Genomic DNA, 12,187 nt, shown 5'->3' on the forward strand with positions numbered 1-12,187 from the left:
GTACGCCGACAACGTCAGCTCCGCCGGAGCCCGCTCCGGCCGGTTCGGCGTGCCCGGGCGCGGCGGCTGGTCGACCCGGAACCGCCGGACCCGCAGCGTCCGGCAGGGAGGGAACACCACCATGGAGCAGAGCACACGGCGGTCGGAGCCGCCGTCCGAGCCGGTCAGCCGACGCGGGCTGCTCCGCGCGGCGACCGTCTCCGCCACCGCGGTCGGCACCGTCGGCCTGGTCGGGGCCGCAGCCACGCCCGCCTCGGCCGGCACCGGTCACGGTGGCGGCCGGCGACGCGTCCCCGTCGACCGGATCAGCATCCAGCTCTACACCCTGCGCGACCAGCTCGCCGCCGACCTGCCCGGCACGCTGGCCGCCCTGCGGCGGATCGGCTACCGGCGCGTCGAGCACGCCGGGTTCGTGGGCCGCACGGCCGCACAGTTCCGGGCCGCGCTCGACGCGGCCGGCCTCCGCGCCACCTCGGGCCATACCGCCATCCCACAACCCTTCGACGCGGACGCGTGGGAGCGCGCCCTCGCCGACGCCAACACCGTGGGCAGCCGGAAGATCGTGCACCCGTGGTTCGGGCTGGACGCCGCGGGACAACCGATCCGCGACCCGCAGGTGTACCGGGCCCTCGCGCGGGACCTCAACCGGGCGGGCCGGATGGCCGAGCGCGCCGGCCTGGAGTTCGGCTACCACAACCACCAGCTCGAGTTCGTCCCGCTGACCGACGGCCGGACCGGCTTCGAGATCCTCACCGGCGAGACCGACCACCGGTTGGTCCACTTCGAACTCGACCTGTTCTGGGCCTGGCGCGGCGCGCAGGACCCGGTCGACCTCGTCCGGGCCCACCGTGGCCGGATCCGTCAGGTGCACGTCAAGGACATGGACACCAACGCCAGCTTCGCCGACCTCGGCGACGGCCTCATCGACTTCGGCCGGATCTTCGCCCACGAGAGGGAGGCCGGCATCGAGGAGTACATCGTGGAGCGCGACGACGCCGGCACCCCGCCGCGCTCGCCCGCCGACGCGCTCGACACCGCCCGCGTCGGCTTCGACTACCTCGCGTCGCTCCGCTACTGACCACCACCTCCGGGGGACCACCGTGAAGAGAAGAACCGCGATCCTGTCCGCCCTGGCGCTGGTCACGGCCGGCCTCACGGCGCCGGCCGCGCCGTCGGCCGCGGCGCCCGCGCCGACCGCCGCGCCGCCGGACTCCAGCTTCCAGAAGGTGACGCTCAACGACTTTCCCGGCGAGCCGATGAGCCTCGCCGTCCTACCCGACCTGCGGGTCCTGCACACCTCCCGCACCGGCGAGGTGCGCATCCACGACCCGCGTACGGGCCTGAACACCCTCGCCGCCGACGTCCCCGTCTACGAGCACGACGAGGAGGGGTTGCAGGGGGTCGCCATCGACCCGGACTTCGCCCGCAACAAGTGGGTCTACCTCTACTACTCCCCGCCCATGGACACTCCCGTCGACGACCCGTCGACGCCGGACGTCAACGAGGGCGACGCCCCGCTGGAGGGCACCGAGGCCGACTGGCAGCGCTTCCGCGGGGCGCTGCGGCTGAGCCGGTTCAAGCTCGACGGCATGAAGCTCGACCTGCGCACCGAGCAGCACATCATCGACGTCCCCGTCGACCGCGGCATCTGCTGCCACGTCGGCGGGCAGATCGACTTCGACAGCAAGGGCAACCTCTACCTGTCCACCGGTGACGACACCAACCCGTTCTTCTCCGACGGCTACGTGCCGATCGACGAGCGGGCCGACCGCAACCCCGCGTTCGACGCCCAGCGCACCTCGGCCAACACCAACGACCTGCGCGGCAAGCTGCTGCGCATCAAGGTCAAGCCGGGCGGTGGCTACCAGATCCCGAAGGGCAACCTGTTCACGCCGGGCACCCCGAAGACCCGCCCGGAGATCTACGCGATGGGCCTGCGCAACCCGTTCCGGTTCGCCGTCGACCGCCGCACCGACGACGTGTACCTCGCCGACTACTCCCCCGACGCCGGGTCGAGCAACCCGGACCGCGGGCCGGCGGGTCACGGGCGCTGGATGCTGATCGACAAGCCCGCCAACTACGGCTGGCCGTACTGCGTCACCCCGACCATGCCGTACCGGGACTACGACTTCGCGACCGGCACGTCCGGCGCGTACTTCAACTGCGCGCGGCCGGTCAACGACTCTCCGCACAACACCGGTCAGCGCCGCCTGCCCCCGGTCGAGGCGCCGCAGGTGTGGTACCCGTCCGCCGCGTCCGGCGAGTTCCCGCAGCTCGGTACGGGTGGCATCGGCCCGATGGGCGGCCCGGCGTACGACTACGACGGGCGGAACACGTCACGGACCCGGTGGCCCGCCTACTACGACGGGGTGCCACTGTTCTACGAGTGGACCCGGGACTACATCAAGGAGTTCCGCGTCGACGACCGCGGCGAGGTGCGCGACATCCGGCCGGTCGTGCCGTCGCTGGTGGTCGACAACCCGATGGACATGGAGTTCGGCCCTGACGGCGCCCTCTACGTGCTGGAGTACGGCGACGGGTACTTCGCCGAGAACCCCGACGCGCAGCTGTCCCGGATCGACTTCGTCCGGGGCAACCGGACGCCGATCCCGCAGATCAGCGCCGACCCGACCGCCGGCCAGGCGCCGTTGACCGTACGCTTCTCCAGCGAGGGCACGGTCGACCCGGACGGTGACCGGCTGCGCTACGCCTGGGACTTCAACGCCGACGGGTCGGTCGACTCGACCGACCCGAACCCCACCTGGACCTACCAGCAGAACGGCCTGTACCAGCCCACGGTGAAGGTCACCGACAGCACCGGACGCTCCGCCGCGGCGACCCTGCCGCTGCTGATCGGGCCGCGGGCGCCGGTTGTCGAGTTCGTCACCCCGGTCACCGGGCAGCCGTTCGAGTTCGGGCAGACCGTCGCGTTCGAGGTGAAGGTGACCGACGACCTGCCGGTGGACTGCTCGCGGGTGCGGGTGACGTACATCCTCGGCCACGACGAGCACGGGCACCCGCTGTCGTCGGCCTCCGGGTGCACCGGCACCATCACCACGTTCCTGGACGGCGGACACGGCGGCGCCGACAACCTCCGCGCGGTGTTCGTGGCGGAGTACACCGACGCCCCGACCGAGCCGGGCGTGCCCCCGCAGACCGCCAGCGCCGAGGTGGTGCTGACCCCGACGGGCGGCAGCGCCGGCTGAACCGTCGCGCACGACGCTGGGGGCCGGCACCGCACGGTGCCGGCCCCCGGCGCGTTTCAGACGGCGGCGATGAGCAGCGCGGGCTGCTCGACGCAGTCGGCCACGTGCCGCAGGAAGCCGCCGGCCACCCCGCCGTCACAGACCCGGTGGTCGAAGGTGAGGCTGAGCTGGGTGACCTTGCGGACCGCGAGCTGCCCGTCAACGACCCACGGCTTGTCCACGATCCGTCCGACCCCGAGCAGCGCCGCCTCGGGGTGGTTGATGATCGGGGTGGAACCGTCCACCCCGAACACCCCGTAGTTGTTCAGGGTGAAGGTGCCGCCCGTGAGCCGGGCCGGCGGCAGGGAACCGGCCCGCGCCGCCGTGGTGGTCTCGGCCAGTTCGGCGGCCAGCTCGGCGGTGGTGAGCCGCTGGGCGTCGCGTACCACCGGGACGACGAGCCCCCGGTCGGTCTGGGCGGCGATGCCCAGGTGCACGCCCGCGGACTGGATGATCCGCTGCGCCTCGGTGTCCACCCGCGCGTTGAGCTGCGGGTACCGGCGCAGGCCGGACAGGCAGATCCGGGCGAGCAGGGCCAGGATGCTGACCGGCTGCTCGGGCCGCGCCGCGTTGATCGCGGCCCGGGTCTCCAGGAGCGCGGTGGCGTCCACGTCGACCCAGATCGTCACCTCGGGGATCTCCCGCCGGCTGCGGGAGAGCTTGTCGGCGATCGCCTTGCGGATACCGGTCAGGGGGATGACCAGGTCGTCGGCGCCCGCGCCGGCCGGCTCCGGGTGGTCCGGCACCGCAGCCACACGCCCCCGCGCCGCCGCGGCCTCCACGTCCGCCCGGCGGACCACGCCGCCGGGCCCCGTGCCGGCGAGGGTGGCCAGGTCCAGCCCGTGCTCGCGGGCCAGCCGCCGGACGATCGGCGAGATGACCAGCGGCGCCGCGGTCGCCACACCGACGGCCGCCGGCGTGGCGGGGGCGGCGGGCGCCGCGTCGGCGACCGGCTCGGGGGCCACCGCGAGCCGGGGACGGCGACGGCGGCGACCCGGGCCGTGCCCGGTGCCGTACCCGATGAGGACGTTGCCGGAGCCGGCCCGTTCCTCCTCCCGGTAGGTGGCGTGGCCGGCGGGCTCCGGAGCGCCGCCGGGCGCCGGCGCCGCGCCGCCGTCCAACGCCGCGACCGTGATCAGCGGCTGGCCGACGGGCCGGACCTCGCCGGGAGCGCCGTGCAGCGCCACCACCCGTCCGGCGTACGGGCAGGGCACGTCGACGACGGCCTTGGCGGTCTCCACCTCGACCACACTCTGGTCGACGGTCACCGTGTCGCCGACCGCCACCCGCCACTCGACGATCTCCGCCTCGGTGAGCCCCTCCCCGAGGTCCGGCAGCAGAAACACCCGCTCGCTCATGCCGATGCCTCCCTACGGTCGGCACCGGCACGAGGCTCCACCGCACTGCGCCTGATGATTCGCTCGCTGCGCTCGCTCATGCCGCGCTGCCCTGGGTGGCGGGGAGCCAGCGCGCGTCGGGCTGGTCGTCCCACTGGAGGCGGGCGACGGTGTCGAGCACCCGGTCCACGCCGGGCAGGTGCGTGTGCTCCAGCATGGGCGCCGGGTACGGGATGTCCAGGCCGGACACCCGCAGCACCGGGGCGTGCAGGGCGTGGAAACAGCGCTCCTGCACCCGCGCCGCGATCTCCGCGCCCACGCCGGCGAAGCCCTGCGCCTCCTGGATCACCACGCACCGGCCGGTGCGCCGGACGGACGCCGTCACCGTCTCGTCGTCGAACGGCACGATCGTGCGCACGTCGACGACCTCGAGGTCCCAGCCCTCGGCACGGGCGGCCTCGGCGGCCTCCAACGCGACCGGCACCGCCGGCCCGTACGCCACGAGGGTCGCGTCCCGGCCGGGCCGGCGCACGACGGCCCGGCCGAACGGCTCGGTACGCGCCGGCAGGTCGGCGTCGGCGCTGGAGAAGTAGAGCTTCTTCGGCTCCATGAAGACGACCGGGTCCGGGTCGGCGATCGCCTCGCGCAGCAGCGAGTACGCGTCGGCCACGGTGGCCGGGGTGACCACCTTGAGGCCGGGGGTGTGCGCGTAGTACGCCTCGCTGGAGTCGCAGTGGTGCTCGACACCGCCGATGCCGCCGGCGAACGGGACCCGGATCACGATGGGCACGCTGAGCGCGCCGCGGGTGCGGTTGCGCAGCTTCGCCACGTGCGAGGCGATCTGCTCGAACGCCGGGTACGCGAACGCGTCGAACTGCATCTCGACCACCGGCCGCAGCCCCGACATGGCGAGGCCGACCGCGAAGCCGACGATGCCCGCCTCGGCGAGGGGCGTGTCGAAGCAGCGCCTGTCGCCGAACCTCGCCTGGAGGCCGTCGGTGATCCGGAAGACGCCGCCGAGCTGACCGACGTCCTCGCCGAAGACGACCACCCGGTCGTCGTCGGCCATCGCGTCGGCGAGCGCGGCGTTGAGCGCCTTCGCCATGGTGGTGGCCATCAGGCGTCCCCCTCCTGCTCGGCGGCCAGCTCGGCGCGCACCTGCTCACGCTGCTCGACCAGCTGCGGCGTCGGCTCGGCGTAGACGTGGTCGAAGAGGCTGAGCGGGTCGACGGTGGGCTGGGCGTTCATCCGCTCGCGCAGCGCCGCCGCGTACGCCTCGGCCTCGTCGGCCACCGCGGCGACCGCCGCGTCGTCCAGCTCGCCGCGGGCGCGCAGGTACGTCTCCAGGCGGCTGACCGGGTCGCGGTCGCGCCAGGCGTCGACCTCGGCGCCGTCGCGGTAGCGGGTGGCGTCGTCGGCGTTGGTGTGCGGCTCCATCCGGTAGGTGTGCGCCTCGACCAGGAACGGCCCGTTGCCGGCGCGGGCGTGCGCCACCGCGCGGGTGAGCACCGCCAGCACGGCGACCGGGTCGTTGCCGTCGACCTGCTCGCTGGGCACCCCGTAGCCGACGCCCTTGTACGCGAGGCTGGGCGCGGCGGTCTGCCGGGACAGGGGGACGCTGATCGCGTACCGGTTGTTCTGCACGAAGTACACGACGGGCGCCTTGAACACGGCCGCGAAGTTGATGCCCTCGTGGAAGTCGCCCTCGCTGGTGGCGCCGTCACCGATGAACGCCAGCGCCACGGTGTCGCGGCCCTGGTGCGCCTCGCCGTAGGCGAGGCCGGCGGCGTGCACGCACTGGGTGGCGAGCGGGGTGCACTGGGGGGCGGTGCGGCGGGCGGCCGGGTCGTACCCGCAGTGCCAGTCGCCGCGCAGCAGGGTCAGCACCTCGACGGGGTCGAGCCCGCGGGAGACCAGCGCCATCGACTCGCGGTAGGTCGGGAAGACCCAGTCGGTGTCCCGGACGGCGAGCATCGCGCCGACCTGGCAGGCCTCCTGCCCGCGGGAGGACGGGTAGACCGCGAGACGGCCCTGCTTGGTGAGGGCCGTGGCCTGGACGTCGAACCGGCGACCGACGACCATGCGGCGGTACAGCTCGCGCAGGACGTCGGCGGGCGGCTCGGGGTAGTCGGTGTGGGCGGGCAGCGGCGTGCCGGTCTCGTCGAGCAGTCGTACCGGCTCGGTGGCCGGCAGCAGCGGGCGCGCCGGGTCGGGCGGGGTGGCCGGCCGGCGGGTACGCGGGGATGCCCTGCGGACCGGCCGGGGTGTGGTCGTCACGGCGGGGACCTCCTGGACGTGTGGTGGCCCTATGCTCCTGCTGATGAGATGATCTGCTCAAGATCCACCGGAAACACGGGACGTTTGCCACTCGGGAGGGCCGTCGGTGAGCCAGGAGACCGGGCCGGAGCCGTCGCCGGCCACCGGGGCAGGACGATCGTCCCGCCCGCTCGACGAGGTCGACCGGCGGATCCTCGACGAGCTGGTCCGCGACGGGCGGGTGTCGCTGCGCACCCTCGCCGAGCGGATCCACATCTCCCGCACCAACGCGTACGCCCGGGTGGACCGGCTGCTGCGCGACGGTGTGATCACGGGCTTCCGCGCCCAGGTCTCCCCGGAGGAGGCCGGGCTCGGCACCTCCGCGTACGTCGCGCTCACGATCGAGCAGAACACGTGGCGGGAGGTGTCCGCGGAGCTGGCGCAGGTGCGCTACATCGAGCACGCGGCGTTGCTCGGCGGCGACCACGACGTGCTGGCGCTGGTCCGGGCGCCGGACAACGCGGCGCTGCGGGACGTGGTGCTGGGCCGGATCCAGAGCATTCCCGGCGTGGTGTCCACCCGCACCTGGCTGGTCTTCGAGGAGTTCGACGGGGACCGCAGCCCCTGGGTGTGAGCCGCCGCCGGCTCACCGCTCGGGCGGCGCCTCCAGCCCCTCCCGGTCGGCCAGTTCCAGCAGCGGCTCCAGGGAGTGGCGCCCCTCGTCGAGACCGGCGTGCGGGTCACCGCGCTCGGCGAACCGGGCCGGCATGGACACCACGTCGAAGTCCTCCGGCCGCGCGTCGTCCAGCTCGGCCCAGGCCAGCGGCGCGGACACCAGCGCCCGCGGTGTCGGGCGGATGGAGTACGCCGAGGCCATCGTGTGGTCGCGCGACATCTGGTTGTAGTCCACGAAGACGGGACGGTCGCGCTGCTCGCGCCACCACGTGGTGGTCACCAGGTCCGGCAGCCGGCGCTGCATCTCCCGGCCCAGCGCCAGCACGGCGCGCCGGCAGTCACCGAAGCTCCACCGCGGCTCGATGGACAGGTAGATGTGCAGCCCGCGCCCGCCGGTGGTCTTCGGGTACCCGGTGAGGCCCAGCTCGTCGAGGAACGCGCGTACCTCGTGGGCGACCGGCACCACCTGGGCGAACTCCACGCCCGGCATCGGGTCGAGGTCGATGCGCAACTGGTCGGGGCGCTCCACGTCCGCAGCCGAGACCGGCCACGGGTGGAAACGCAGGGTGCCGAGGTTGGCCGCCCAGATCACCACGGCGAGTTCGCTGGGCGCGACCTCGTCGGCCGTACGCCCGCTCGGGAAGGTGATGTGCGCGGTCCGCACCCAGTCGGGCGCGCCGGCGGGCAGGCGCTTCTGGTAGAACGCGTCGCCGCGGTTGTCCTGCCGGGTGGCGATCTTCGCGCCCTCGAACACGCCGCGGGGCCAGCGCTCCAGCATGGTGGGGCGGTCGCGCAGCGCGCGCAGGATGCCGTCACCGACGGCCAGGAAGTAACGGACCACGTCGAGCTTGGTGAGCCCGCGCTCCGGGAAGTAGGGCTTGTCGGGGCTGGAGACACGCACCACCCGCTCCCCGACCCGGATCTCCTCGGCTGCGCCCGCCACGCCTCACACCGTAGCGGTCGATGGCCTCCCGCGCGGGCACCCGCGCCCGGGCGCGAGGCGACCGACGTCCGATCGCCGGCACGGCGGCGTCCGACGCGTCGGGACACCGCCATGCCGGCGAACGGAGCGGCCGACGCCTCAGCGCTTTTCCTGCTGCATGCGGGTCATGAGCATCTGCTTGCCTTGGTCGCCCGCCTTGCGGTTGTTGTCGCGGATCATCCGGAACCAGTCGGCGAGTTCGTTGTCGCCGCGCTGCTCGGCGTCGTTGATGTACGTCTCCATCCGGTAGACGTGCTCCAGCGACATCTGCAACGTCCGGATGAGGTCGTAGTTCTTGTCCTTCACCGGGCTCATCTGTTCCTTGGCCATGGTCGCCACGGCACGCTCCTCCCCTGTCGGCTCTCGTGGACCCGGCGCTTACCCGACGGCGCACCGTTCACGCCGGCCCGCACCCGGCTCGCCGGCCCGGCGCGGTTATCGCGGCCGCCCGTCGGGTAGGGGTTGCCGCATGGCGGAACTGGCGGCGCTCTGGATCGTCCGGCACGGGGAGAGCACGGCGAACGTGGCCGCCGCGCGGGCCGAGTCGTCCGGGGCGGAACTGATCGGCCTGACCCACCGGGACGCCGACGTGCCGCTCTCCCCCACCGGGGAGGAGCAGGCACGCGCCACCGGGCGGTGGCTCGCCGGGCTGCCGCCGCACCGGCGCCCCGACGTGGCGGTGACGTCGCCGTACCTACGGGCGGTCCGCACCGCCGAGCTGGCGCTGGACGGCACGGGGATACCGGTCAGCCGGGACGAGCGGCTGCGTGACCGGGAACTGGGCGTGCTCGACGGGCTGACGCCGCACGGCGTACGCGCCCGCTACCCGGACGAGGCGGAGCGGCGCACCCGGCTGGGCAAGTTCTACTACCGGCCACCGGGCGGCGAGGCATGGACCGACGTCGCGCTGCGGCTGCGGGCGCTCCTCGGCGACCTGCGCCGCGACCACGCCGGCCGCCGGGTGGTGCTGTTCGGGCACGACGCGCTGGTCTTCGTGCTCCGCTACCTCGTCGAAGGGCTCACCGAGGCGGAGCTGGTCGCGCTGACCCGCCAGGACCTGATCATGAACTGCGCGGTCACCGGTTGGTCGACCGGCGGCGCCGACCGGCTGGCGCTCGACTGCTTCAACGACGTCAGCCACCTTCGCCAGGAGGGCACCCCGCCGACCAGGGAGGACGAGGTCCGTGCCAAACCGGTCTGACCCCCACGTGATCACCCCGGCGCTGCTGCGCGACTGGGCGCTGCCCGTCCCCAGCGGCGGGAAGGAGAACCGCGGCACCGTGCTGGTGGTCGGCGGGTCCCGGTTCACCCCCGGCGCGGTGCTCCTCGCCGGGGTCGCGGCGCTGCGGGCCGGCGCCGGTGTGCTGCAACTGGCCGCCCCCGAGTCGACCGCCGCCGCGCTCAGCATCCAGGTCCCCGAGGCGCTCGTGGTCGGGCTCCCGGAGACCGGAGGCGGTGCGCTCGCCGGTGAACCCGGCGACCAGCTCGGCGACCTCGTCGCCGAGGCGGACGTGGTGGCCGTCGGCCCGGGGCTCAAGGACATCGACGAGACCCGGCGGCTGCTGCACGTCGTCCTCGACGCGGCCCGGACGCGGACCGCGCTGGTGCTCGACGCGTACGCCCTCGGCGCGCTCAGCCACGAGCCGGACCTGCTGGTCGGTTCCGGCCGGCCGGTGGTCCTCACCCCCAACGTCGTCGAGGCCGGGCACCTGCTGGGCCGCGAGCCCGGGGACCTGGACGCCGACGCGGCCGAGCTGGCCGCCCGGTACGACGCGGTCGTCTCCCTCTACGGTCACATCGCCACGCCGGACGGGCGCGGCTGGCGGGAGGAGAGCGGCGACGCCGGGCTGGGCACGTCGGGCAGCGGCGACGTCCGGTCCGGACTGCTCGCCGGCCTGCTCTCCCGGGGAGCCGAGCCGGCGCAGGCGGCGTGCTGGGCGGCGTTCGCCCACGCGGTGAGCGGGCAGCGCCTCGTCCCGCAGTACGGCCGCATCGGCTTCCTGGCCCGTGAGCTGCTGGACGAGATCCCGCACACCCTCGCCACCGTCTGACAGATCGTCGCTCCGGCGACGGGTGTGTGTAACGCCACATTCACCTCGGGCGCTGTACCGGCCGGAGGCGGCACCCTGTCCGCCTCTCGCCGGGCACACCCCGATGGCCGCCCGGCGGGGACCCTCCCCTGGGAGTCTGTGTGAAGGACATTCGTCGCAAGACACTCGCCGCGGCGTCCGCGCTGACGCTCGGCATCGGTCTCGCCGTCACCGGCGGGCTGGCGCCGGCCGCGGCCGCCGGCACCGAGGCCACGTTCCTGGTTCTCGCCCCGCAGGGCGGGAAGACCGACAAGGCGGCCGCCCGGGTGGCCACCGCCCGGGGCACCGTGGTGGCCAGGTACGACCAGATCGGCGTGCTCGTCGTCCGCTCGGCCAACCCCGACTTCGCCACCGCCGTGGCCGGCGCCGGTGTCGAGTCGGTCGCGTCCACCACCGGTCTGGGCAGCGCGCTCGACGAGGGCGAGACCGTGGAGGTGTCCGCGGCCGACGTCGCGAACGTCACCGCGGATCCGACCAAGGAGCCGCTCTTCGGCCAGCAGTGGGACATGCCGATGATCGGGGTCCCGCAGGCCCACGCGATCAACGCCGGCAGCCCGGACGTCGTGGTGGGTGTGCTGGACAGCGGCATCTCCAGCAGCCACCCCGACCTGGCCAGCCAGATCGCCAAGGACAAGAGCACGTCCTGCGTCGGCGGCGTCGCCGACACCACCGAGTCGGCCTGGAACCCGACCACGTCGGACCACGGCACCCACGTGGCCGGGACGATCGCCGCCGCCGTCAACGGCGTCGGGGTGACCGGCATCGCTCCGGGCGTCAAGGTGGCCGCCGTCAAGGTGGTCAACGACGACGGTTACATCTTCCCGGAGGCCGCGATCTGCGGCTTCGTGTGGGCCGCCGAGCACGGCATGCAGGTGACCAACAACAGCTACTACATCGACCCGTGGGAGTTCAACTGCCGCAACGACGCGCGCCAGCGCCCGGTGTGGCAGGCCGTGCAGCGGGCCATCCGCTACTCGGCGAGCAAGGGCGTCCTGAACGTCGCGTCCGCCGGCAACTCCAACGTCGACCTCCAGCACAAGACGGTCGACACCGGCAGCCCGAACAACGGCACCCCGGAGACCCGCGAGATCAACAGCGCCTGCCTCGACCTGCCGGCCGAGGCGCCGGGCGTGCTGACCGTCTCCGCGGTCGGCCCCACCGGGGAGAAGTCCTACTACTCCTCGTACGGGCAGGGCGTGGTCGAGGTGACGGCGCCGGGCGGTGACAGCCGGTTCCGCACGGGCGGCGTGAGCCCGACCACCACCGACCAGATCCTGTCGACGACCTTCAACACCGCCACCCGCACCAACGGGTGGGGGTACAAGCAGGGCACCTCGATGTCCGGTCCCCACGCGACCGGCGTCGCCGCCCTGGCCCTCTCCGCGCACCCCGGCATGAACCCGGGCCAGCTCGCCGCGTTCCTGCAGAGCACCGCGGTGGCCAAGCCCTGCCCGCAGGGCGTCTACAACCCCGCGCCGCTGCACCCCGACGGCCCGCACGCCTACGACGCGACCTGCTCCGGCGGCGCGCGTAACGGCTTCTACGGCGCGGGCATGGTCAACGCCTACAACGTGGTGAAGTGACCACACCGTACGGATGACG

11 protein-coding genes are annotated in these 12,187 nt (G+C 73.7%); 6 read left to right on the forward strand and 5 right to left on the reverse strand.

What is annotated here, in order from left to right:
• Positions 1 to 121 precede the first annotated feature (121 nt).
• Together D7193_RS22050 and D7193_RS22055 are read left to right on the forward strand one after the other, a co-directional pair.
• Entirely contained in the window at positions 122 to 1,078 is a 957-nt protein-coding gene (locus D7193_RS22050; RefSeq protein ID WP_120782133.1) for a sugar phosphate isomerase/epimerase family protein, read from the forward strand.
• 22 nt (positions 1,079 to 1,100) lie between these two features.
• The gene (locus tag D7193_RS22055) at positions 1,101 to 3,206 is read left to right on the forward strand and encodes a PQQ-dependent sugar dehydrogenase (RefSeq protein WP_174242707.1); all 2,106 of its coding nucleotides are present in this window, start codon (positions 1,101 to 1,103) and stop codon (positions 3,204 to 3,206) included.
• Positions 3,207 to 3,262: 56 nt separating this feature from the next.
• Here D7193_RS22055 and D7193_RS22060 read toward each other — a convergent pair whose 3' ends face one another.
• The 3 genes from D7193_RS22060 to pdhA form a co-directional block, all read right to left on the reverse strand.
• Complete coding sequence (locus tag D7193_RS22060) at positions 3,263 to 4,603, reverse strand: dihydrolipoamide acetyltransferase family protein (protein ID WP_120781469.1); 1,341 nt, start codon at positions 4,601 to 4,603, stop codon at positions 3,263 to 3,265.
• A 76-nt stretch (positions 4,604 to 4,679) separates the two neighbouring features.
• Positions 4,680 to 5,702, reverse strand: coding sequence for an alpha-ketoacid dehydrogenase subunit beta (locus D7193_RS22065; protein ID WP_174242726.1), 1,023 nt, complete (start codon positions 5,700 to 5,702; stop codon positions 4,680 to 4,682).
• Positions 5,699 to 6,892: a pyruvate dehydrogenase (acetyl-transferring) E1 component subunit alpha gene (gene pdhA / locus D7193_RS22070; protein ID WP_174242727.1), complete on the reverse strand. Its 1,194-nt coding sequence runs from the start codon at positions 6,890 to 6,892 to the stop codon at positions 5,699 to 5,701. Before pdhA ends, D7193_RS22065 begins: the two co-directional genes overlap by 4 nt.
• A gap of 73 nt (positions 6,893 to 6,965) precedes the next feature.
• Between pdhA and D7193_RS22075 the strand changes: the two genes are divergently transcribed.
• Positions 6,966 to 7,472, forward strand: a complete 507-nt coding sequence (locus D7193_RS22075) for an Lrp/AsnC family transcriptional regulator (RefSeq protein ID WP_120781472.1) — start codon at positions 6,966 to 6,968, stop codon at positions 7,470 to 7,472.
• A gap of 12 nt (positions 7,473 to 7,484) precedes the next feature.
• Here D7193_RS22075 and D7193_RS22080 read toward each other — a convergent pair whose 3' ends face one another.
• Complete coding sequence (locus D7193_RS22080) at positions 7,485 to 8,456, reverse strand: DNA polymerase domain-containing protein (protein WP_120781473.1); 972 nt, start codon at positions 8,454 to 8,456, stop codon at positions 7,485 to 7,487.
• 138 nt (positions 8,457 to 8,594) lie between these two features.
• Positions 8,595 to 8,825, reverse strand: a complete 231-nt coding sequence (locus D7193_RS22085) for a hypothetical protein (protein ID WP_120782134.1) — start codon at positions 8,823 to 8,825, stop codon at positions 8,595 to 8,597.
• 139 nt (positions 8,826 to 8,964) lie between these two features.
• On the opposite strand from D7193_RS22085, the gene D7193_RS22090 reads away from it, so the two are divergent.
• From D7193_RS22090 to D7193_RS22100, 3 genes are all read left to right on the forward strand, one after another.
• Positions 8,965 to 9,696 (forward strand): histidine phosphatase family protein, encoded by a 732-nt coding sequence (locus D7193_RS22090; RefSeq protein WP_120781474.1) that lies wholly within the window; start codon positions 8,965 to 8,967, stop codon positions 9,694 to 9,696.
• Positions 9,680 to 10,546 carry an NAD(P)H-hydrate dehydratase gene (locus tag D7193_RS22095; RefSeq protein ID WP_120781475.1) on the forward strand — a complete coding sequence of 289 codons (867 nt, stop codon included), beginning with the start codon at positions 9,680 to 9,682 and terminating at the stop codon, positions 10,544 to 10,546. The genes D7193_RS22090 and D7193_RS22095 overlap by 17 nt, the downstream gene beginning before the upstream one ends.
• A 140-nt stretch (positions 10,547 to 10,686) precedes the next feature.
• Positions 10,687 to 12,168: a S8 family peptidase gene (locus tag D7193_RS22100; RefSeq protein ID WP_120781476.1), complete on the forward strand. Its 1,482-nt coding sequence runs from the start codon at positions 10,687 to 10,689 to the stop codon at positions 12,166 to 12,168.
• The last annotated feature ends 19 nt before the right edge of the window (positions 12,169 to 12,187 follow it).

The organism is Micromonospora costi (assembly GCF_003626655.1).
GTDB lineage: Bacteria > Actinomycetota > Actinomycetes > Mycobacteriales > Micromonosporaceae > Micromonospora > Micromonospora costi.

Coding starts and splice junctions, on each gene's coding strand:
- D7193_RS22085 (WP_120782134.1), bottom strand. CDS start 8,825: ATGGCCAAGGAACAGATGAGCCCGGTGAAGGACAAGAACTACGACCTC.
- D7193_RS22050 (WP_120782133.1), top strand. CDS start 122: ATGGAGCAGAGCACACGGCGGTCGGAGCCGCCGTCCGAGCCGGTCAGC.
- D7193_RS22060 (WP_120781469.1), bottom strand. CDS start 4,603: ATGAGCGAGCGGGTGTTTCTGCTGCCGGACCTCGGGGAGGGGCTCACC.
- D7193_RS22090 (WP_120781474.1), top strand. CDS start 8,965: ATGGCGGAACTGGCGGCGCTCTGGATCGTCCGGCACGGGGAGAGCACG.